The sequence below is a fragment of the Rhodococcus sp. ARP2 genome, assembly GCF_001029585.1.
Classification (GTDB): Bacteria; Actinomycetota; Actinomycetes; order Mycobacteriales; family Mycobacteriaceae; genus Rhodococcus_F; species Rhodococcus_F erythropolis.
The window spans coordinates 40,101-62,803 of record NZ_LEKE01000052.1 but is presented as its reverse complement, the minus strand read 5'-3'; the positions used below and the strand labels follow the sequence as shown (position 1 = coordinate 62,803).

Here is a 22,703-nt window from a genome sequence, read left to right as displayed (position 1 = left end):
GGCTGTACCCCAGATCGACCGCAGTTAGATTCGATCCATGAACGGTCGTCGCCTGATTGCTCTGCTCGGAGCCATATCTGTTTTCGCGCTGCTCCCCGGGTGTCAGACTGACGACCAATCCGACACTGCCGGCGAATCCAACACTGCCGGCGAATCTTCCACCCAGACCGTCCTCGATGCTGCAACACAGACAGGCACCCTTCAGGTCGGCACTCCCCCGATCGATGCCCTACCAACCGAGATCTCCACGCTTGCTCCGCTCCCGAACGACACGGAGATCTTTTCACCGAATCCGCGCGTCGACGTGACCGAGATCGACGTAACCGATCACGACGGTTTCACCCGAATCACCTACCGATTCGACGGAAATGGATCAGTGTTCTGGAAAACCGAATACGTCAGCGAAGCAATCCGAGCGGGTGACAGCACAGTCGTGGACGTCGGAAGTCGATCGATACTTCAAGTCGACCTGATGGGAGTCCAATCGGATTCGTCGCTCAACTCCGTATCTCACGAGGGCGAAAACATCACGCGCATAGACAGTGCGGCCAGGAACAGTGCGATCCTGCAGTCGTTTGTCGGCACGGTCGACATCCGTCCGGCATATACCGTATCGACATCCGATTCACCGTCCCAGTTGATGATCGACATCCCCACGGCAGACAGTTGACTGTCGAATACCCAATTGCGCGCTCAGCTCAGCCATTCCAGCGCAGCGGTGCTCGACGCGGTAATTCGGTTATCGAGGGGCGGATGAATACTCCGTCTCGAAACCGAGGTCTCACAATCGATCCGAGGCGATTGCTGGGTCCGGTCCAACACGACTGTCATGATTCTCACTGCATGCCCGAACTCTCACTGCATGCCCGAACTTCCGCTGCGCGAACTGCTGCTGCCAGTGTTTGTTCCAGCAGGACGGCAACCGTCATGGGGCCGACGCCACCCGGCACCGGTGTGATCGCACCGGCATGTGGGAGCGCGGCGGCGTACTCCACATCTCCGACGTTGCCCGCGTTGTACCCCGCATCGATCACCACTGCCCCAGGCTTGATCCACGCCCCTTTGATCAGTTCCGGAACACCGACGGCCGCGATGACGATGTCTGCCGAAGCGACGTGGGCGGCCAGGTCGACGGTTCGCGAATGGCAGTATGTCACCGTTGCGCCTCGACGCAGGAGGAGCATTCCCATCGGCAATCCGAGTATCGGGCTTCGGCCGACCACGACAGCATGCTTTCCGGAGAGTTCGACGCCTGTGGCGTCGAGCAGGCGCAGGATGCCACTCGGTGTACATGATTCGAATCCCCCACCGGTCAACGCCATTGCCGCGAACGCTGCCGAGGTAACGCCGTCAACGTCCTTGTCGGCCGAGATGGCATCGAACGCAGCCCGTTCGTCGATGTGGCCTGGCACCGGGTGTTGCAGCAGTATGCCGTCGATCGAAGGGTCCGCCGACGACGCTCTCAGCACGTCGACTAGTTCTTCGGTGGTTGTACTCACCGGGAGTTCGACCGTCCGCGACGTCATTCCGACGACGACAGACCGTTTGGCCTTCATCTGTACATACGCCTTCGAGGCCGGGTCCGCTCCCACGATGACGGCGGCCAGGCAAGGAACGTGCCCCGTCTCATCACGAAACTGCCTCGTGCGCACTGAGAGGTCCGCGAGCGCAGCATCGGCAATTGCGCGTCCGTCGATTATTCGAGCGGCCACGTTCTGGCTGGGCAGATTTTCGGTAGGCAGATTTTCGGTAGACATGAATCCCCCTTCACACAAGATGTGTGAAGCACCCAGGCGGTCGATGCCTCGCGATGTGCACTCCCCGGTGGTAATTCCCACCCGCGCCAGTCGTGCGCGGTCAGCGTACCGCGCGTTTGTCTCACTGCCACGAAACGCATCCGGAACGCCGCTCTCAAATCGAGACAAATCGACATAACCTATCAATAGGTAACGATCTGACCTGCAGTTATTCCATCCTAAGCAATTAGATGGCACGATGGGGGCAACCGCACGGGCACCAAGCATTGGAGGCACCGATGGACAACGGCAAGATAAACCTGACCTATGACGGTCGGGTGTCACTGAGCTTCCAACTGGCAATTCCGCACGCACCGGACAAGGTCTGGAAAGTGATAACGGAACGCGAGTACCTCGACGCCTGGTTCCCGGCGGACGTCGATTTCAATCTCACTCCAGGCGCGGATCTGCTGTTCAAGGTGACCCCGGAACAAGTCGAGCGATTCGGACTGCCCGCAGATCACGTGACGCGCGGGACGGTCATCAGCGTCCACCCGCACCGAATTCTCGAATTCCTCTGGGACGCAGATACTCTGCATTGGGAACTGGCACCGGACGGCACCGGCGGCTGCTGGCTGACCCTCACCCACACGATGGAAGACGAAGAGTCCGCGTACGCCCACGCTGCCGGCTGGCACGCGGGCTTGGAAGTTGTTGCGGCCCAACTCGATGGACGCGAAGTCGACTGGTCTCCGTGGGACCGCGCCGACGAACTCTCACCGCAATATCGCAAGTCTGCTTGATTCTGGGCCCGAGTTCAGTCTCGGGCCCGCATCTCATTCCCCTTTACGCGGGAAATGCCTGATCATTCCTTCTTGGACCACCGTCGCCAACAGCAGTCCTTCCACCGAGAAGTACCGTCCGGTTGCCAGACCGCGCGAACCTGCGGCGACCGGCGATTCGGTGGCGTACAGAACCCAGTCGGTGAACCGGAACGGGCGATGGAACCAGATCGAATGATTGACCGTCGCCGCGACGATACGATCATGACCCCAGGACAAACCATGAGTGGTCAGAATCGAATCGAGCACGGTGGTGTCGGACGAATATGCCAGCGTCGCAGCGTGAATGAGCGAATCGTCCGGCAGATCACCGTCGGGGCGCATCCACACCCGATTGTGGTTGAGTTTCTCGCCGGTGCCCTTGAGGATCCACGCCGGATCGTTGGCGTACCGCATGTCGATCGGCTTGAGCGCCGCACTGAAATGCGGCAGTTTTTCCTCGTACCCCACCAGATGATCGCCGATGGGAGGCAACGACTCCGGAAGTGGAACATCCGGGATCTCGACAGCATGGTCGAGCCCCTTGCCGGAGTCCTGGAACGCCGCGAGCATCACGAACAATTCGTTCTCACCCTGATAGGCAGTCACCTGACGGTTGGCGAATGCCCTCCCGTCACGATGACGCTCCACCCGGTACTCGATAGGCGCCTTCACATCTCCGCCCCGAATGAAATGGGCGTTCACGGCATGGATGGGGCGATCACCATCGACAGTCCGTCCGGCGGCCATCAGTGCCTGAGACACCAATTGGCCGCCGAACGTCCGCGAACCTACCTGTTTCGGGTGGTATCCACGGAACGCGTCGTCACCGATCTGCTCCAGATCCAACAGACCGAGAAGAGTACCGAGGTCGGTGGACGCGTTCGCGTGGGTCACTCAGTGGTCCTCTTCGCCGATACGGTGGACGTGAATGAGGTTGGTGGAACCGACAGTTCCCGGAGGGGATCCGGCAACGATGACCACGAGGTCACCCTTGACGTACCGCCCGAGGGAGAGCAACGCACTGTCCACCTGACGCACCATCTCGTCAGTGGTGGCCACCGCATCGACCAGGAACGTCTCGGTTCCCCACGTCAGCGTCAGCTGACTGCGCACCGCAGGCAGCGGTGTGAAGGCGAGCAACGGCAGCGGCGTGTGCAGACGAGCCAGTCGACGCACCGTGTCACCGGACTGAGTGAACGCAACCAAGGCCTTGGCGTCGAGACGTTCGCCGATGTCGCGTGCTGCGTACGAGATGACTCCGCGCTTGGTGCGCGGGACGTGGGTCAACGGTGGGACACGGGTTGATTCGTTCTCGACGGCCTCGACGATGCGGGCCATGGTGCGAACGGTTTCCATGACGTACTTGCCCACCGAAGTCTCGCCCGAGAGCATGACTGCGTCGGCGCCGTCGAGAACGGCGTTGGCGACATCGGATGCCTCTGCGCGAGTGGGACGTGAGTTCTCGATCATCGACTCGAGCATCTGCGTCGCGACGATGACCGGCTTCGCGTTCTCACGAGCAATCTGGATTGCGCGCTTCTGAACGAGCGGGACCTGCTCGAGCGGCAACTCGACACCGAGGTCACCGCGGGCGACCATGACGGCGTCGAACGCGAGCACGATGGCCTCGAGATTGTCGATGGCCTCGGGCTTCTCGAGCTTCGCGATGACGGGAACGCGGCGCCCGACTCGATCCATGATGGCGTGAACCAATTCGACGTCCGCCGGTGAGCGAACGAAGGAGAGTGCAATGAAGTCGACACCCAGCTTGAGAGCGAACTCGAGGTCGGCGATGTCCTTGCCCGACAGGGCTGGAACGGAGACGTTCATACCGGGCAGTGAGAGGCCCTTGTTGTTGCTGACCGGACCGCCTTCGGTGACCCGACAGACGACGTCGTTGCCGTCGATGGACGTGACGACCAGGCCGACCTTTCCGTCGTCGACCAGCAGTCGATCGCCGGCCTTGGCGTCGCGCGCCAATTCCTTGTACGTGGTCCCGACGCGATCGTGCGTTCCCTCGACGTCGTCGACGGTGATACGAACCTCTTCACCGTTGGCCCAGGTGGTCCGCTCGTCCTTGAATCGGCCGAGGCGAATCTTGGGCCCCTGAAGGTCGGCGAGAACACCGACGGCCTTTCCGGTGGCGTCCGACGCGGCGCGGACGCGAATGTAGTTTTCTTCGTGATCGGCATGCTCGCCGTGGCTGAAGTTGAGGCGCGCCACGTCCATGCCGCTCTCCACGAGCTCACGGATGCGGTCGCCAGAAGCTGTCGCAGGTCCAAGTGTGCATACAATTTTTGTCCGTCGGTTCACGGCTCGAGCCTAGTCGCTACCCCACCGCACTTCTATCCGGCATTTGCGACCTGCACTTTCTGTACTTACTCGATTCAGTTGGTCAGCTCACGAACAGCGGAAATGCCTTTGGATGAACTGGCGCCGGAAGCGCCGACTCGCCTGTGAGAAACATGTCGACGGCACGTGCGGCCGACCGTCCCTCGGCAATCGCCCACACGACCAGCGACGCCCCGCGATGCGCGTCGCCGCAGACGAATACGCCGGGTGTCCGGGTCTGCCACCCGACATCACACTCGATTCTGCCGAGTGGATCGGTGTCGACATCAAGGTCGGTGAGCAGTGGGGCGGTTTCGACGCCGTCGAAACCCAGAGCGAGCAAGACCATCTCGCACACCAGATCCGTCGTGTCGCCGGTCTCCACCAGGGTCCGTTGTCCGTCCTTCGCTCGTGACACGGCTACCGGAACCATCCGGATTGCGCGGACCGCACCCCCACCGTCGTCGAGAAATTCCTGCGCCGCCCATCGGAATCGTTTGTCACTGCCCTCCTCGTCTGCCGGCGAGCTGCGTAGGACCCGCGGCCACAACGGCCATGGGTCGCGATCTCGATCGCGGCGTGCCGGAGGTGGGACGTGGTAATCCAATTCCGTCACCGAGAGGGCGCCTTGGCGATGCACCGTGCCGAGGCAGTCGGCGGCCGTGTCGCCGCCACCGATGATCACGACGTTCTTACCTCGCGCCGAGATGCTCGACGCACCGTCACCCTCGCATTCGCGGTTGGCCGCAAGCAGGTACGTCATCGCACGATGGATTCCGCGAAGACTACGACCCGGTACGTCGGTGTCTCTGGCACGATCGGCCCCGACCGCCAGGACTACCGCCTCGAATTCCGTCGAGAGGTCGTGCGCGCTCACGTTCACTCCGACGGCGCAGTCGGTGACGAATCTGGTCCCCTCGGCGGTCAGTTGGTCCAGCCGCCGGTTGATGAGGGCCTTGGGCAACTTGAATTCCGGAATTCCGTAGCGAAGAAGTCCCCCGATCCGATCGCTCCGCTCGAACACCGTGACACTGTGTCCGGCTCGTGTCAGTTGTTGAGCCGCGGCCAGTCCCGCCGGTCCCGAACCGACAACCGCAACACGGTTTCCGCTGTGAACTACCGGTGCCTGCGGCCCCAACCAACCCGACTCCCAGGCGTTGTCGACGATTGCCTGTTCGATGCGCTTGATGGTGACACCCCCCGACGTGTGCTCGCCGTCGAGTGCGAGAACGCACGCCGTTTCGCACGGTGCGGGGCACAGATGTCCGGTGAACTCGGGGAAATTGTTGGTGGAATGCAGATTCTCCGAGGCTTCGGACCACCGTCCACGCCGAACCAGGTCGTTCCATTCCGGAATGAGATTGCCGAGCGGACACCCCACGTCGGCCGAATGGCAGTACGGCACAGCGCAGTCCATGCAACGCGAGGCCTGTGCAGATACGTCTCGATTTCGCACGACGGGATCCAGCGACTCGTATACCGACGCCCAGTCGCCGACACGCACATCGGTCGATCTGGTCGGTGAGCCGGATCGTTTCACGTTGAGGAACCCGCGGGCGTCAGGCATGAGCCGGCTCCACCAGTTCGTTCTCTTCCACGACCTTCCGGTAGTCGACAGGCAAAACTTTGGTGAATCTCGGACTCTGGCAAACCCAGTCGTCGAGAAGTTTTGCCGCTACGGGCGAGCCGGTCGCAGCCAAATGCTCGCCGAGAATTTCGACCAGCTGACTGCAGTCTTCCGCCGAAGGTCGCTCCAGAACGACCATGTCGCCGTTGACCTTCTCTGCCTTCACGTCGAGTACGAAGGCAATTCCGCCCGACATTCCCGCAGCAAGGTTCCTACCAGTTGGGCCGATGATGACGACGCGACCCCCGGTCATGTACTCACACGCATGGTCTCCGACGCCTTCCACCACAGCGACCGCGCCCGAGTTGCGCACCGCGAATCGTTCCCCGACACGCCCCCTGGCATAGAGCGCACCGCTCGTAGCGCCGTACAGCAGCGTATTGCCGGCAATCACCTGATCCTCCGCCACGAAGGGCGCGTCCTCACTCGGCCGAAGCGCGATTCGTCCACCGGAGAGCCCCTTCCCCACGTAATCGTTTGCATCGCCGACGACGACCAGCGAGATGCCGGGCGGCAGGAACGCACCGAGTGACTGGCCTGCCGTTCCACTGAGCACGACGTCGATGGTGCCTTGAGGTAGCCCGACGGCGCCGTAGCGTCTGGTCACCTCTGCGCCCAGCCTCGTCCCCACCGCCCGATCCGTATTGTGTACTGGCAGTTCTATATGCACGGGTCGAGCGTCCTCGAGTGAGTTCGCGGCGCACTCGATCAGGGTGCGTTCGAGTTCGCTCGAAACAGGGACACACGGCGGGTAGGCCGCGCCGGTCGGCGCGGCCGGAACGTCGAAGAGTGGTGAGAGGTCCAACGTGCGACTCTTCCAATGCGCCACCGCCGGAGACATTTCCAATACGTCTGCGTGGCCCAGAGCGTCGTCGATACTTCGAAACCCCAGTTCTGCCAACAAACGTCGTACGTCGTCGGCGATGAAGCGGAAGAAGTTCTCGACGTACTCCGGCCGGCCGGTGAATCGCTCGCGCAGTTCGGGATTCTGCGTTGCTACTCCGACGGGGCAGGTGTCGAGGTGACATACCCGCATCATGACGCAGCCGGCCGCGATGAGTGGCGCCGTGGAAAACCCGTACTCCTGCGCCCCCAGTAACGCGGCGACGACGACGTCCCGCGCCGTGCGCAAACCCCCGTCACACTGGACGACGATCCGATCGCGTAACCCGTTGAGCACCAAGGTCTGCTGAGTTTCGGCCAGCCCGATCTCCCAGGGCGTACCAGCGTGGTGGATGGACGAGAGTGCCGCCGCGCCCGTCCCGCCGTCGTGACCGGAGATCAGCACCACGTCGGCGTGCGCTTTGGCCACACCTGCCGCAACTGTCCCGACTCCGACTGCGCTGACCAACTTCACGTGTATCCGCGCACGATCGTTTGCGCATCTGAGGTCGTAGATCAATTGGGCGAGATCCTCGATCGAATAGATGTCGTGGTGCGGGGGCGGAGAAATGAGGCCGACTCCAGGTGTCGAGTACCGGGTTTCCGCGATCCACGGGTACACCTTGGACCCCGGAAGCTGCCCTCCTTCACCGGGCTTGGCGCCCTGGGCCATCTTGATCTGAATGTCAGTGGCATTGACCAGGTAATCGCTGGTCACCCCGAAGCGACCACTCGCGACCTGCTTGACTGCGCTTCGACGCTTGTTGTCACGCAACCGCTCCGGTGACTCTCCGCCCTCACCGGTGTTCGAACGTCCGCCGAGAGCATTCATCGCAACCGCCATCGTCTCGTGCGCCTCGGCAGAGAGGGAACCGTAGCTCATCGCACCGGTGTTGAATCGAGCGAGAATCATCTCGACGGGTTCGACCTGATCGAGGGGAATCAGCTGACGAATCTCACGCCGAAATCGAAACAATCCCCGAAGTGTTCCGCCCTGCGCGCTCAGTCGATCGACTTCATCGCTGTAGCGACGAAACATCTCACTTCGCCCCGTCCGGGTCGCATGCTGAAGGAAGAACACGGACTCGGGTGTGAACACATGCAATTCACCACCGCGGCGATACCGGAACTCTCCACTGCTGCTCAACTGACGATGCTGCACCGTACGATACGTGGCCGCGTGACGCATCAGAACCTCTCGCGCGACTTCGGTGATACCGATCCCGCCGATCCGGCTCCGTGTGTTGCAGAAGTATTCGTCGACCAATTCTCGGCCCAAGCCCACTGCCTCGAATACCTGTGCGCCCGTGTAGGAGTGAACCGTAGCGATTCCCATCTTCGACATCACTTTGAGCACACCGGAATTTGCCGCTCTCAGATAGTTGTCCGATGCCATTTTCGAATCTATCCCGGGAAGCTCGTCTTGCTCGCTGAGTGCTTCTACCGATTCAAGAGCAAGATAGGGGTGAACAGCCGCCGCACCGTAGCCGATCAGCAGCGCGATGTGATGAACTTCGCGCGCGTCACCCGACTCGACGACGAGGGAAACCTTGGTTCGCAGGCCATGCCGAACCAGATCGTGGTGCACGGCAGATACTGCGAGCAATGACGGAATGGGAGCCTGCTCAGGGCCCGATCCACGGTCGGAGATCACCAGAATCTCGATTCCGGCTGCGGCGGCCGTTCGGGCGGACTCACGAAGCCTCTCGACGCCTTCGCCGAGACTGCCTCTCGGATCGAAACCTCCCCGTAGGACAGCGCTTCTCGGAGTTCTTGCGCCGCATAGTTCGGCGACCTTCGCCATCTTCCCCGGTCCGATCACCGGTTTATCGAGAACAATCCTTCGGCACGACAGCGCCGACGCTTCGAACAAGTTCTGCTCAGCGCCGAGGGTGACACCAAGCGTAGTGACGACTTCCTCGCGAATCGCGTCCAAAGGCGGGTTCGTCACCTGAGCAAAGAGCTGGACGAAGTAGTCGTACAACAGCTTCGGCCGATCCGAGAGAACGGCGAGAGGTGTGTCGACTCCCATCGATCCCAACGGCTCCGATCCTGTGCGAGCCATTGGAAGGAGAACTTCCTGCAAGTCCTCTGCCTGGTATCCGAAGAGCAGCTGCCTGTGCAACAGCGGAGCCGGATCGCCTCGGGCAGGCGCCGACTCGGGGATTTCCTCGAGATCGACCAATCCCCCCTCGACCCATTCCCGGTAGGGGGCTGTGCTCGCGAGTTCGGATTTGATCTCCGCATCGGAAACGATGCCACGGCGAGCGGTGTCGACGAGGAACATTCGACCCGGTTCGAGGCGCCCCTTCTCCAACACATCGGACGTCGGAGCGTCGAACACACCGCTCTCACTCGCCAACACGATACGGCCGTTCCTCATCCGCCACCATCGCCCGGGGCGAAGACCGTTACGATCCAACACCGCCCCGACAACAGTGCCGTCGCTGAACGTCACGGACGCCGGACCGTCCCATGGTTCCATCAGGCAAGCGTGAAATTGGTAGAAGGCCCTCATCTCGTCTGGCATCGAAGAATCGTTCTCCCAGGCACCGGGAATCATCATCGCGATGGCGTGCTGCACACTGCGGCCCCCGAGCGTCAGAAACTCGAGCACTTCGTCGAACGACGAAGAGTCGGATCCACCCGGGGTACAGATCGGAAACATGCGATCGATGTCCCCACCCAAAAGTGCGCTCCGCAACATCGGCTCGCGAGCGCGCATCCAATTCCTGTTTCCCACAATCGTATTGATCTCGCCGTTGTGAGCGATGCAGCGATACGGCTGAGCAAGTGACCACGACGGAAAAGTGTTCGTGGAGTACCGACTGTGCACGACCGCCAAGGCAGTTCGCATTCGGGCGTCGCATAGGTCGGTGAAGTAACCGGGTAACTGCGTCGGCGTGAGCATGCCCTTGTACACGATGGTTCGGGCGGACAACGAGGGGAAATACACCGCATCATCGGCCGAATGAATTCGCTCGACTTGTCTCCTGAGCGCGAACACTCGTCGGTCCAAGGCAATTCCGCCCACACTGCGATCTCTTGGCTCGGCGCACGTCACAAAACATTGACTGATGTACGGAGCGCACTGCGCGGCAACGGTTCCGACGCAGTCACGGTCGACTGGGACCTCCCGCCACCCGATAATCCGCAGTCCTTCTGCCGCTGCGTACCGGTGTATCCGAACTACCGCGCGCCCACGTGCTTCCTGATCCACCGGGAGAAAGCAGTTTCCGGCTGCGTAGGTGTTCTCACCCATCGCGTTGGGTGGTGGAAGCTCGAACGCGGTCACCGCGTCGAAGAATTCCGTCGGCAGCTGAAGAAGGATGCCCGCGCCGTCACCACTGTTGCACTCGCGCCCGACCGCGCCACGGTGGGTGAGATTGGCCAGGACCGCGAGCGCCTCGTCGACAATGGAATGCAGGTGACGTCCAGAGGTGTCTGCTACTACGGCTACACCACATGAATCGGTTTCCTGATCGGGGTCGTACAGGCCTCGAGGATCAGGTATTCGAGAAAACGGCACTCGGCGACCTCCACACGGTCATGCAGCCGACGTTCGTTAGTTTATCAGCACATAACCGCAGGTCGCGAGAGAAAAGTGTGACCCCCTGACGACGAGGTCAGGGGGCCACAGTTCCGAACATCGTTTTCGATCAGCTACGCAAAGGTCGGTTGTACTGATCGCGCACACTGCCGGTCAACATCATGATTCCGTCGATGAGCGGCCAGATGCCGCCGATTCCACACGTCAACCAAGTGACCGCGATCTGTGCGACAGCCATGCCGGGCTGGTTGAGGTAAAAACGTCCTGCTCCGAAACCGCCGAGCAGAATGCCCAGCAATCCGGCGGTCGTCTTCGACTTGTCCGAATACGGTTCGCCGGTCATCGGGTCACGTCCGTACGGTGCGGACGGGTCGACAAGGCCGAAGCCAGGCTGAGGATAACCCTGGCCTTGCGGGTATCCCTGCGCCTGACCGTAACCGGGCTGCGAATATCCAGGCTGGGGGTAGCCCTGCTGCTGACCGTAATTCTGGCTTCCCTGCGGCGGAGCGGCGGGGTAGCCCTGCGGCGGAGCCGCGTAGGGATTCGGAGTCTGGTCTGCCGGCGCACCGTAGACGGGACCGTCCGTCGGGGTTTGGGTCGGCCTCGAGTAGTCCGGCGCCGGATAGTCGGTCGCCGGATAGTTCTGGGCGGCGTAGCTTTCCTGCGACGTGTATGGCGCCGTGGGCTGATTCGGGGTGGAATCAGAATCGGCAGTGGGAAACGCTGTCGTCGATTCGGTTCCGGTCGGCGGCGGGTAGATGGGGTGGTTTCCCCAGCCCGGGCCGTTCCCGACTCCCGAATACGTGTCCCATCCTGGACCGGTGCCGGTGGTCTCCGTCGACGGAGTCTTCTCCGTTGGCGCCGAGGTTTCCGTCAACGACGCATCCGCCGTCGCGTCGTAGTCGAACGGCGACCCGAACTGGGGTGGAACCGGCGGCTGCGATCCTGACGAGTCCCCCGACTCGGACGGTTCCGGATTCTTGTTCAAGTTAGGCAACGTACTTTCCTTCGATTCGACGACGGTACGTAATAGCTTTTGTTATCGGGCCACGAGACGGGTTCGGCCTTCGCGTGGCCGGTCCCCCACAGATCTTTCCTCGGTTCGTGCTCCCGGATCATCCTCGTAACGGCCGGCGAACACCGTCCCGCGCATTGCCCGAAAGTATCACGATGCCGTCGACGAACGCCCAGATCCAAATTCCGATGGCAAATGGAATTCCGATGAGGAACGCGGACATGAACAGCGCGAAGAACATGCCGAGCAGTTGGCACAGTCCAATGCCGACGCTCCCGATGTAAAGACGACCGACTCCACAGATTCCGAAGAAGCCCAGCAAGATCTGCAACAGTCCAGCTGTAGCTTTCGACTTGTCGGAATACGGTTCCCCCGTTACCGGGTGCCGACCGTACGGCGCATAGGGATCTCCGAACCCGTACATCGATTGAGCGGGCAGTGGCTGCTGATATCCGTACGGATTGGGCGCGCCGTAGACCGGTCCCTGATCCTCGGGGAATCCCCCTTGCGAATAGGGACCTGTCACGGCTTGTCTTTCTTCGACAGCTTCACCGCGTCCGACGACTCATCCGACGCTGCCGTGGAGGCGCTTGCCTCACTGGAAGCGGATTCAGCAGCATCGGATTCAGAATCTTCAGCGTCGGCGCCTTTCGCGTCGGCCTTCGCCGAATCAGTTTCGGTAACTGGCGCCGCGACTCCTGCTTCGCCGGCAGCTACCGCAGCGACGTAGTCCTTCGACTTCAAATCAGCCGGATCCTCACGACCCTTCTTCGCCAGGAAGAAGTAGGCCAGTGCGGCGAAGAACACGATCCCCGAAGTGAATGTGTTGACTCGAATGCCGGCGATCTCGTATGCGAAATCGTCGCGCATCAGTTCGACGACAAACCGGCCCAGGCAATAACCCGCGACGTACAGAGCAAACAGGCGTCCGTGACCGATCTTGAATCGGCGGTCGACGAGGACCAGCAGGATCACGATCAGGACGTTCCACACAGCTTCGTAGAGGAACGTCGGGTGAACGACCCGAATGACTTCTCCGTTGGAGACACCTGCCAGTTGATCGAGCTGGCCGGAGGAGTTCACACGCTCGAAGATCTCGAGGCCCCATGGGACGGTGGTCTCGCGACCGTACAACTCCTGGTTGAAGTAGTTGCCGATACGACCGATGGCCTGCGCGAGCAGGATTCCGGGCGCAATCGCATCACCGAGCGCGGAAACCGGAATGCCGCGTCGACGGCAGCCGATCCACGCACCGATGCCGCCGAGGAACACAGCTCCCCAGATTCCGAGGCCTCCCTGCCACACCTTGAGTGCATCGAGAGGCTGACCGTTCTCGCCGAAATAAGCGGGCCAGTCGGTCAATACGTGATAAAGCCTGCCACCGATCAGACCGAACGGAACAGCCCAGATCGCGATGTCGAGAACGGTCCCCTTCTCGCCGCCGCGGGCGACCCAACGACGATCTCCCCACACGATCGCGACGATGATGCCGAGGATGATGAAGAGCGCGTAGGCGCGCAGCGCTACCGGTCCGACGTACCAGACGCCTTGGGGCGGGCTGGGGATATAGGCCAGTAGGTCCACAGTTGAGGTCACGACGCCACGGTAGCCGAGCGGACGCCCTCGGCGAGTTCTTCGGTGAGCGAGCGAACCGCTCCCAAGCCGTTCTCGACCGCGGAGACCAGAGCCGAGCCGACGATGACGGCATCGGCGTATGCCGCGATTTCGGCAGCTTGTGCGCCGGACCGAACACCCAATCCGACGCCGACGGGAATGTCGGAATGCGCGCGGATTCGTGCGGTCAGTTCCGGAGCCATCGAAGACACGGCGTCGCGAGCGCCGGTGACACCCATTGTCGAGGCCGCGTAGATGAATCCACTACTCGCGTCGAGTGTCATCGCGAGCCGTTCTTCCGTCGAGGACGGGGCGACAAGGAAGATTCGGTCGAGGTGGTGCTCCTCGGATGCTTCCATCCAGGCGCCTGCTTCTTCCGGAATGAGGTTGGGGGTGATGAGTCCGAGCCCGCCGGCAGAAGCGAGGTCTCGTGCGAACTTGTCGACGCCGTACTGCAGTACCGGGTTCCAGTAGGTCATCACGACGGCCTTGCCGCCGACCGAACTGATCTGCTCGATCACGGTGAAGATGTCGCGAAGGCGAACGCCGTTGGTGAGTGCGGTTTCGGCTGCACGCTGGATGGTCGGACCGTCCATGACCGGATCGGAATACGCGACACCGACTTCGATGATGTCGCAGCCACCGTCGACCATCGCCTTGAACACGTCGATCGATTCGGGAACGGTCGGATAACCGGCAGGCAGGTAACCGACGAGGGCGGCACGCTTGTCAGCCTTGCACGCTGCAAAGGTGGGTGCGAGGCGTGATGGTCGTTCGCTCACTTGTCCGAGCCTTCCGTGTTGTCGTTCTGGTCTGCTGCATCAGCCGGAGCGGTTGCCTGACTCGAGGCGCCGTCGAAGAGACCGAACCAGCTTGCGGCGGTGTCCATGTCCTTGTCACCGCGACCGGAGAGATTGACGACGATGATCGCGCCCTCGCCGAGTTCCTTGCCCAGTCGGAGCGCGCCGGCAACGGCGTGGGCGGATTCGATGGCCGGGATGATGCCTTCGCGGCGCGAGAGCAGCAGTAGAGCATCCATCGCTTCGCTGTCGGTGACGGGTTCGTAGGTGGCACGCCCGATATCGCTCAGGTAAGCGTGCTCGGGTCCGACGCCCGGGTAGTCCAGACCAGCAGAGATCGAGTGCGATTCGATGGTCTGACCGTCTTCGTCCTGGAGCAGGTAGGAGTAGGCACCCTGGAATGCGCCAGGGGTACCGCCGGCGAACGTTGCTGCATGCCTTCCGGTTTCGACACCGTCGCCGGCTGCTTCGTAGCCAACCAGCCGTACCGACAGATCGTCGATGAACGGGTGGAAGATTCCGATTGCGTTGGAGCCGCCTCCGACGCAGGCTGTGACTGCATCGGGCAGGCGGCCGGTCAGTGCCTGAACCTGGACGCGTGTTTCGAGGCCGACCACTCGCTGGAAGTCGCGAACGATGGTGGGGAACGGGTGCGGGCCTGCCGCGGTACCGAAGCAGTAATAGGTGTTGTCCGCGTGGGAAACCCAGTCGCGCAAGGCTTCGTTGATCGCGTCCTTGAGCGTGCGCGAACCGGTCTCGACCGAGACGACCTCCGCGCCGAGCAGGCGCATGCGTGCGACGTTCAGTGCTTGACGTTCGGTGTCGACAGCACCCATGTAGATGACGCACTCGAGACCGAGCAGTGCACAGGCGGTGGCCGATGCCACACCGTGCTGGCCCGCTCCGGTCTCGGCGATGATGCGAGTCTTACCCATACGCTTCGCCAGCAGAACCTGACCGAGAACGTTGTTGATCTTGTGAGAACCGGTGTGGTTCAGATCTTCACGCTTGAGAATGATGCGCGCACCGCCGGCGAACTCGCTCATTCGCGTTGCCTCGAAAATCGGCGACGGACGCCCGGTGTAATCGCGCTGCAAGCGATCGAGTTCGTTCAAGAACGTGTCGTCCGCGCGAGCCTTTTCGTACTCCGCAGTGACTTCCTCGATAACCGCCATGAGGGCTTCCGGCACATGCCGTCCGCCATAGACGCCGAAATGCCCTCCGGCATCCGGGTCGTGAGAGCGCTCGGTGAGTCCCGCGCTGGCCGGCGGCAGATTGCCGCCCTTGAATACTGCACCGGAGCCTGGTTCCTGAGTACGTGAAGTCACCCCACCAGTCTGCCCCAACGGCGTCGCTGGTCACCGCCCGGGTGCATCAAAGCACGCCGGGCGGGTGAAGCGCTTTATCGAGACGGTTTGGGGCAGGACGGGTGTGCACCGGCATTGACCAGATCTGCGACGGCCTTGCGAGGGTCGCCGCTGGTCACGAGGCCTTCACCGACGAGCACTGCGTCGGCGCCCGCACCGGCGTACGCCAACAGATCGGCAGTTCCGCGAACACCCGATTCGGCGATCTTGATCGTCTCGGTCGGCAGACCGGGAGCAATGCGACCGAAGGTGTTCTTGTCCACCTCGAGGGTTTTGAGATTGCGCGCGTTGACACCGATCACCTTGGCGCCGGCTTCGAGCGCGCGGTTGGCTTCTTCCTCGGTGTGCACCTCGACGAGGGCAGTCATTCCCAGAGATTCGGTGCGATCGATCAGCGAGGCGAGCGCCTGCTGTTCGAGTGCCGCGACGATCAGCAAGATGACGTCGGCGCCGTGAGCGCGAGCTTCGTGAATCTGGTACGGCCCCACGATGAAGTCCTTGCGCAGCACCGGAATGGTGACCGCTTTACGGACTGCGTCGAGGTCGGCCAACGAGCCGTGAAAACGGCGCTCTTCGGTGAGAACACTGATGATGCGTGCGCCACCGGCTTGGTAAGCCGCGGCAAGCTCTGCGGGATCGGCAATGTCGGCCAGCGCACCCTTTGAGGGGCTCGCTCGCTTGACCTCGGCGATGACGCCGATGCTCGATTCCAGAAGTGCTGCTGCAGCATCGAGTGCAGGCGGTGCAGCGGCCGCAGCAGCCTTGACTGCAGCGAAGTCGAGTACGGCTTCGCGGGCGGCGACATCAGCGCGCACCCCGTCGAGAATCGAGTCGAGTACGGTCATCGTGGCCCGAATCCTTTCTGGGCAAGAGCCCGATGTGAGATACGTCATCAGGGTGGTCTCAGCCTAGTGGGACGAAATTTTGCTACTCCGCCGGGGTACCCACGCAGGTGAGGGTTCAGTCTTACTCAGTGCGACGACCCCGGTTTCGCACCGTTGCCTCCCCCAGCTCCGTCGTCCCCGTCAGCCACTGTCGGGTCCTCTCCGGCATCGAGCGCGTCCCACAACATCCGTTGTGTCACAGGCTCGTCCGACGCGGGCGTGTCTCCCTGACCGAGCTTGGCTGCAGCTTCGCGGCGCGCGGCCGGGTTGTCGTACTTCGACGACAACCCGCCTCGCACTGGAGGTTTGCGCATCAGAAGTACTGCTGCGCCGAGCGCCGCCACCGCTCCGAGCAACGCAAGCAAGGCAGGCAGTACCGAAACAGTCGTCGAGAGATCTTCCGGGTGACCGGACAACTCGGCCAACTCCACCGCTCGGTCCGCAGAGGCTCCGGACACCAACAACTGCACCGCCGGAACCGCTACCGCGACGGCGACGAGTGCCACCAACAGTCCGACCACACGAAGCGCCCAACCTCGCACCGCGAACGACGCCGCGATCGCCGCCAGAAGCGCGAGCGCGAGCGGAGTCATCGCCGCCGCCCAGGTGCTGCCGTCGAGGTCCGTCGTCCGCTCCAGCGTCTTGCCGTCGCTCGAGGTCAGATGAACCCACGTCATCCGTGAGCTGCCCCACAGAGATGCTGCCGACAGTGCAAGCAAAAGCGTTCTCGGCACAGCGGTGCCACGAGAAGCCCTTGTAGGCTGCTCCGCTGCAATCGACTCGTTCTCACTCACTGATCGTCACCTCCGATGGTGCGCAGGGTGTGCGCCGATGCGATGGCGCTCAGCACTGCCATCGCCTTGTTGCGGGCCTCGGTGTCCTCGTAGACCGGATCGGAGTCGGCGACGACGCCGGCGCCCGCCTGGACATATCCGATCCCGTCCTTGATCAATGCCGTTCGGATCGCGATCGCGGTGTCGGCGTCGCCGGCGAAGTCGAGGTAGCCGACGATGCCGCCGTAGATACCCCGCCTGGTGGGCTCGAGTTCTTCGATCAGCTGCATCGCACGCACCTTGGGTGCCCCTGACAGGGTTCCAGCGGGGAAGCAAGCCGTGACCGCGTCGAGAGCGTGCTTTCCCTCGGCCAGATGACCGGTGACGGTCGATACGAGATGCATCACGTGGCTGTACCGCTCGATGTGCCGGTAGTCGTGCACCTTCACCGTGCCCGGGCGACAGACACGACCCAGATCGTTTCGCCCCAGATCGACGAGCATGAGGTGCTCGGAGTTTTCCTTCTCGTCGGCGAGGAGGTCCTTCTCGAGCAGGATGTCGTCCTCCTCTGTGGCACCGCGCCATCTGGTTCCAGCGATCGGGTGTGTCGTCGCGACGCCCTCGGCGACGGTGACCAGTGCTTCAGGGCTCGAACCGACGATCGAAAACGCCGTCTCTCCATCACCGTTCGGCACGTTGAGCAGATACATGTACGGGCTGGGGTTCGACGCGCGCAGCATCCGGTACACGTCGATCGGTGCTGCAGTGCAATCGATCTCGAATCGCTGCGAGAGAACTACCTGGAATGCCTCGCCCGCTTCGATGTCGCCGATCAACTTTTTGACGTCGACACCGAAGCTCTCGGTGGTGCGTTGACGACGGTAGTTCGGAGTCGCTTTCGAGAATGTCGACACCGTCGATTTCGCCGGCGCCGCGAGAGCGCGAGTCATCGCGTCCAACCTGGCGACCGCGTCGTCGTACGCCGTGTCGACACGCTCGTCTGTGCCGTCCCAGTTGACCGCATTGGCGATGAGGGTGATCGCCCCTTCGTGGTGATCGACAGCGGCGATGTCGGCAGCAAGCAGCATGACCATCTCGGGTATCTGCAGGTCGTCGACCGCGGAGTCACCCAATCTCTCGAGGCGCCGCACCGCGTCGTAACCGAGGAACCCGACCATTCCGCCGGTCAGCGGGGGTAGGTCAGGAAGTCGCTCCGAACGAAGTAGTTCGAGGGTGGCACCGAGTGCATCGATCGGGTCACCGCCGGCCGGAGCACCGGCCGGAACATTGCCGTACCAAGCCGCCTCTCCGTCCACGACGGTCAGTGCAGCCGGACTCCCGACGCCGATGAACGACCACCGCGACCACGAACGACCGTTCTCGGCCGACTCGAGCAAGAAGGTGCCTGGACGATTGCCGGCCAACTTCTCGTACGCCGAGAGCGGAGTTTCGGAGTCCGCCAACACTTTCCGAGTGACCGGAACGACCCGGTGCTCAGCTGCGAGGGCACGGAACTGCTCCCGAGTGGTGGTGGAATCGGACGCGTCACCGACGATCGCGGTGTCGGACGACCGTGCGGACATGGAGGTGGGCTCGCCGTGCATGCCTCCATCATCCCAGGCTCCCCCACACGGTCGTCGTGCGCGGGTAACCTCGGCCGAATGAAACCAGGCCAACTCGCCCCCGATTTCTCGTTGCCCGACCAGGACGGAACTCCGCGCTCGCTGACGAGCCTGCTCGCGAACGGCCCCTTGGTCCTCTTCTTCTACCCGGCAGCCTCGACGCCGGTGTGCACCGCCGAGGCGTGCCACTTCCGTGACCTGGGCAGCGAATTCGCCGCGGTGGGCGCTTCGCGGGCAGGTATCAGCACCGATACGGTCGAAGCTCAGTCCACCTTTGCCACCGCACAATCCTTCGACTACCCCCTGCTCGCCGACACCGACGGCAAGGTAGCCGAACAGTTCGGCGTCAAGCGCGGACTCCTGGGCAAGCTGGCTCCGGTCAAACGCTCGACCTTCGTGATCGACACCGACCGCACCGTTCTCAAAGTCATCTCGAGTGAACTTCGCGCCAACACGCACGGCGACCAGGCACTCGAGTTCCTTCGCAATCGAAGCTGACTCACCTGGGCGAAATGATTCTCTGAGCAACCTGATTCTCTAGGCGACCTGAATCGAGCGCTTCGCAAGTCCCATCCAGAATCCGTCGATCACCTGGGTGGGCACCTGCTCCGGATCGGACGCCGCACCGAGCGTGACGAACAACGGGGCGAAGTGCTCGATGGTCGGATGCGCGTACGGCATCCCGGGAGCTTGGGCGCGGAAGTCGATCAACGAATCGACGTCTCCGGCAGCGAACCTCTCCCCTGCCCACGCGTCGAATTCCGCCGACCATCCCGGGGCCTGCGCCTCCGGTGACGGATCGCGCAGGAACGGCAGCCCGTGCGTGGTGAATCCGGATCCCACGATCAGTACACCTTGCTCACGGAGTGGCCGCAGGCGTTCTCCGAGATGGAGCAAACGCTCGGGATCGAGGGTTGGCAGCGAAATTTGCAGTACCGGGATGTCTGCGTCCGGGTACATCACCGTGAGCGGCACGTAGGCACCGTGATCGAGTCCTCGATTCGGCTGCTGAACCACTCGTTCGTTGTCCGGCATCAACGCGGCGACCTGAGCGGCGAGTTCCGGAGCGCCGGGAGAGTTGTACTTCGCGCGGTAGAACCTCTCGGGAAAACCACCGAAGTCGTAGATGAGCGGGGTGCCCGTGGTCGTCGAACCGATCGTCAGCGGTGCTGATTCCCAGTGCGCCGAGACGACGAGGATTGCCGTCGGCCGCGGAAGATCGCCGGCCCACGCCCCCAATTGGTCGACCCACAACGCGCTGTCCACCAGCGGCGGAGCACCGTGGCTGAGATACAGCGCAGGCATGGTTGTGGTGGACATATGGGCTCCTCGGGATAGACATTCGTCGTTAAGTTGAAGGTTCAACCTAATATAGGACTCAACACTTGCGTCCCGCAACTATTCCCCGCAATATTCTTCTGGACATGCGTCTGAGACGCTGTACACCAGCACGCTCCGTGCACGAAGAATGCTCGACCCGAAGGAGAAGTCACCGATGAGTGAACCGACCGCGCAGCCCGACGCGCAGTCTCAGACGAAGTGGCTCACAGCCGAGCAGCAGGAAGCCTGGCTGACACTGATCGCTCTCGTGACACGGTTGCCTGCCGCACTCGACACTCAACTGCAACGCGATTCGGCACTCACCCACTTCGAATACTTCGTGCTCGCCGCACTCTCGGACGCCCCCGACCACAAGCTCCAGTTGTCGGTACTGGCCCAGCGCGCGAACGCTTCCCTGTCCCGCCTCTCGCACGTCGTCACGAAGATGGAGAAAGCCGGCTGGGTGAAACGGGAAGTCATTCGCGGCAGCCGCGGCTCCAACGCAGTACTCACCGACGAAGGAATGACAAAGGTCGTCGCGGCCGCGCCGCCACACGTCGCCTCGGTTCAAGGTCTCCTCTTCGAGGGCCTCGATGATCGCCAGGTCGCCCAGCTTTCGTCCTTGGGGACTGCAATGCTCAGCCAACTGGACAAGGGAATCGCCGCCGGACTCGGCAAGGCCTGACCCCTTTCCCGACACGAGCGGCCCGATCCTTACGACGGCGGCTTCGTGAGGTCGAGTGCAGCCAGGTGACTGAACAGCATGCTCGCTCCGATCGGGTTTCCACCTCCGGGATACGTAGTCCCGCTGGCCGCTGCCATCGTGTTCCCCGCCGCGTACAACCCGGCAATCGCCGTACCGTCGGCTTTGAGCACCCGCCCGGTTGCGTCGGTACGTAGACCACCTTTGGTCCCGAGGTCGGAGATACCGAAAGCGGCCGCGTGAAACGGTCCTTGGTCGATCGGTACGAGCGGTGAAGCCCCCTCCGAAAAGGCACGGTCGTACGCAGTGTCTCCTCGGCCGAAGTCCGTGTCGACGCCGGTCGCCGCAGACTCGTTGAATCGCTTCACGGTCTGCACCAGTTCCGCTGCGGGAACATCGATCTGGGCGGCGAGGTCTTCGAGCGTCTGGGCACTCTTCCACAACCCCGCATCCACATACTGCTCCGTCTGCGCCATGGGCACGTTGGGCGCCTTCACCGGCGGCACTGCACCTTCCCTGTTGTCGTAGATCATCCAATACGGTGTGGTTACTTCTCGTGCCAGCATGTGTTCGATGACGGAGCGACCCAAGCGGTCGTACGGCGCAGACTCGTTGACGAATCGACGACCGTTGTCGTCCACGAAGATTCCGCCGGTGAACCACAGCGCAAACGCGGAGCGGCCATCCGGATGGGTGAGCCCCGGCGACCACCAGGCCTCCCCCATGAGGTCGGTATCGGCGCCCACGGCGATGGCCGCCTGATGCGCCTTGCCGAGATTGCCGGGACAACCCATCGTGTCGAGCGCCGAGCCGGGAACACCGAATTCGGCACGCAGGGTCTCGTTCTGTTCGAATCCGCCCGCGGCCAGAATCACTCCTCTGCGGGCTCGGATGGTTCGACGCCGACCACCTTGTTCGACGACCGCGCCGACGACCGATCCGTCCTCGACGACCAATTCTTCGAGAGTGGTGTTCAGGTGCATGGCGGCGTTGGCGAATGTCGAAAGTGCCAGCAAGAATCGACCGATCAACGACTGCCCACCGACGAGGTACGCCGGCAACTCTTCTCCCAACCGCTCCGTCGCGAGCGGCGATCGAAGTGAATCACGAAGCACACCAAGCCTCTTCGCGTTCATCGGTTTGGGAACGATGTGTCGACCGCTCGCGCGAGCCTTGGGTTTTTCCCCGAAGTAGTCGGGCCACGGCAGTATCTGGAACTCGAAATTCGAGTCCTCTTCGAGATAGTCGATCAACCCGGCGCCGCCTCGAACGTATGCCTCCTGGACGTCGGCAGGTGTCCGATCACCCACCACCGAACGGTAGTACTCCAGCGCATCTTCGATGGTGTCGTCGTCCCCACCCCGGCGAAGAACGGCGTTGCACGGGAACCACATTCCGCCGCCGCCCGAGTACGCCGTTGTTCCGCCGTACTTGTCGGTCGCTTCGATCACAATGACGTCGAGGCCTTCGCGTGCTGCCGTGTACGCGCCGGCGAGTCCGCCGCCCGATCCCACAGCGAGTACGTCGCATGTCTCGTCCCACTTCGTCATAATCAGCCTCTCCGATCCTGGGCACATTTCCGAACGTGTTCTAGAAATCGTTCTAACACATGGACTTAGCGATCGCGGGGGATCGAAATTCTGTCCCACCGAGCG

19 protein-coding genes are annotated in these 22,703 nt (G+C 62.4%); 4 read left to right on the top strand and 15 right to left on the bottom strand.

Annotated features, from left to right (window positions below):
* Nucleotides 1-37: 37 nt before the first annotated feature.
* Nucleotides 38-670 (top strand): hypothetical protein, encoded by a 633-nt coding sequence (locus ABX74_RS12840; protein ID WP_047888956.1) that lies wholly within the window; start codon nt 38-40, stop codon nt 668-670.
* A gap of 166 nt (nt 671-836) precedes the next feature.
* On the opposite strand, the gene ABX74_RS12835 is transcribed toward ABX74_RS12840, so the two are convergent.
* Nucleotides 837-1,757 carry a bifunctional 5,10-methylenetetrahydrofolate dehydrogenase/5,10-methenyltetrahydrofolate cyclohydrolase gene (locus ABX74_RS12835; RefSeq protein WP_046378636.1) on the bottom strand — a complete coding sequence of 307 codons (921 nt, stop codon included), beginning with the start codon at nt 1,755-1,757 and terminating at the stop codon, nt 837-839.
* Nucleotides 1,758-2,035: 278 nt separating this feature from the next.
* Here ABX74_RS12835 and ABX74_RS12830 point away from each other — a divergent pair, with 278 nt between their 5' ends.
* Complete coding sequence (locus tag ABX74_RS12830; RefSeq protein ID WP_003944006.1) at nt 2,036-2,539, top strand: SRPBCC domain-containing protein; 504 nt, start codon at nt 2,036-2,038, stop codon at nt 2,537-2,539.
* 33 nt (nt 2,540-2,572) lie between these two features.
* Here ABX74_RS12830 and ABX74_RS12825 read toward each other — a convergent pair whose 3' ends face one another.
* The 12 genes from ABX74_RS12825 to ABX74_RS12770 form a co-directional block, all read right to left on the bottom strand.
* Complete coding sequence (locus ABX74_RS12825; RefSeq protein ID WP_019748651.1) at nt 2,573-3,454, bottom strand: acyl-CoA thioesterase; 882 nt, start codon at nt 3,452-3,454, stop codon at nt 2,573-2,575.
* The gene (gene pyk, locus ABX74_RS12820; protein ID WP_003944038.1) at nt 3,455-4,873 is read right to left on the bottom strand and encodes a pyruvate kinase; all 1,419 of its coding nucleotides are present in this window, start codon (nt 4,871-4,873) and stop codon (nt 3,455-3,457) included. It lies immediately after the preceding gene.
* Nucleotides 4,874-4,955: 82 nt separating this feature from the next.
* Entirely contained in the window at nt 4,956-6,458 is a 1,503-nt protein-coding gene (locus ABX74_RS12815; protein WP_020907922.1) for a glutamate synthase subunit beta, read from the bottom strand.
* Entirely contained in the window at nt 6,451-10,929 is a 4,479-nt protein-coding gene (gene gltB / locus ABX74_RS12810) for a glutamate synthase large subunit (RefSeq protein ID WP_020907923.1), read from the bottom strand. Before gltB ends, ABX74_RS12815 begins: the two co-directional genes overlap by 8 nt.
* Before the next feature lie 130 nt (nt 10,930-11,059).
* The gene (locus ABX74_RS12805) at nt 11,060-11,938 is read right to left on the bottom strand and encodes a TM2 domain-containing protein (RefSeq protein WP_030245814.1); all 879 of its coding nucleotides are present in this window, start codon (nt 11,936-11,938) and stop codon (nt 11,060-11,062) included.
* A 127-nt stretch (nt 11,939-12,065) separates the two neighbouring features.
* Nucleotides 12,066-12,491, bottom strand: a complete 426-nt coding sequence (locus tag ABX74_RS12800) for a TM2 domain-containing protein (protein WP_020907925.1) — start codon at nt 12,489-12,491, stop codon at nt 12,066-12,068.
* Complete coding sequence (gene lgt / locus ABX74_RS12795; RefSeq protein ID WP_019748656.1) at nt 12,488-13,561, bottom strand: prolipoprotein diacylglyceryl transferase; 1,074 nt, start codon at nt 13,559-13,561, stop codon at nt 12,488-12,490. The genes ABX74_RS12800 and lgt overlap by 4 nt, the downstream gene beginning before the upstream one ends.
* Nucleotides 13,558-14,361, bottom strand: coding sequence for a tryptophan synthase subunit alpha (trpA, locus tag ABX74_RS12790; protein WP_003944010.1), 804 nt, complete (start codon nt 14,359-14,361; stop codon nt 13,558-13,560). The genes lgt and trpA overlap by 4 nt, the downstream gene beginning before the upstream one ends.
* Entirely contained in the window at nt 14,358-15,707 is a 1,350-nt protein-coding gene (gene trpB / locus ABX74_RS12785) for a tryptophan synthase subunit beta (RefSeq protein ID WP_019748657.1), read from the bottom strand. The genes trpA and trpB overlap by 4 nt, the downstream gene beginning before the upstream one ends.
* 74 nt (nt 15,708-15,781) lie before the next feature.
* On the bottom strand, nt 15,782-16,591 hold the full coding sequence (trpC, locus tag ABX74_RS12780; protein ID WP_003944016.1) for an indole-3-glycerol phosphate synthase TrpC: 810 nt from the start codon (nt 16,589-16,591) through the stop codon (nt 15,782-15,784).
* 125 nt (nt 16,592-16,716) lie between these two features.
* Nucleotides 16,717-17,424, bottom strand: coding sequence for a TIGR02234 family membrane protein (locus tag ABX74_RS12775; protein ID WP_020907926.1), 708 nt, complete (start codon nt 17,422-17,424; stop codon nt 16,717-16,719).
* Nucleotides 17,421-19,007, bottom strand: a complete 1,587-nt coding sequence (locus ABX74_RS12770; protein ID WP_019748660.1) for an anthranilate synthase component I — start codon at nt 19,005-19,007, stop codon at nt 17,421-17,423. The genes ABX74_RS12775 and ABX74_RS12770 overlap by 4 nt, the downstream gene beginning before the upstream one ends.
* A 57-nt stretch (nt 19,008-19,064) precedes the next feature.
* Here ABX74_RS12770 and ABX74_RS12765 point away from each other — a divergent pair, with 57 nt between their 5' ends.
* Nucleotides 19,065-19,523 (top strand): peroxiredoxin, encoded by a 459-nt coding sequence (locus ABX74_RS12765; RefSeq protein WP_020907928.1) that lies wholly within the window; start codon nt 19,065-19,067, stop codon nt 19,521-19,523.
* Between the two features lie 39 nt (nt 19,524-19,562).
* On the opposite strand, the gene ABX74_RS12760 is transcribed toward ABX74_RS12765, so the two are convergent.
* Entirely contained in the window at nt 19,563-20,345 is a 783-nt protein-coding gene (locus ABX74_RS12760; protein ID WP_041815019.1) for a dioxygenase, read from the bottom strand.
* A 175-nt stretch (nt 20,346-20,520) separates the two neighbouring features.
* Between ABX74_RS12760 and ABX74_RS12755 the strand changes: the two genes are divergently transcribed.
* Entirely contained in the window at nt 20,521-21,030 is a 510-nt protein-coding gene (locus ABX74_RS12755; RefSeq protein ID WP_020969752.1) for a MarR family winged helix-turn-helix transcriptional regulator, read from the top strand.
* A 29-nt stretch (nt 21,031-21,059) separates the two neighbouring features.
* On the opposite strand, the gene ABX74_RS12750 is transcribed toward ABX74_RS12755, so the two are convergent.
* On the bottom strand, nt 21,060-22,598 hold the full coding sequence (locus tag ABX74_RS12750) for an FAD-binding protein (RefSeq protein ID WP_020907931.1): 1,539 nt from the start codon (nt 22,596-22,598) through the stop codon (nt 21,060-21,062).
* Nucleotides 22,599-22,703: the final 105 nt, after the last annotated feature.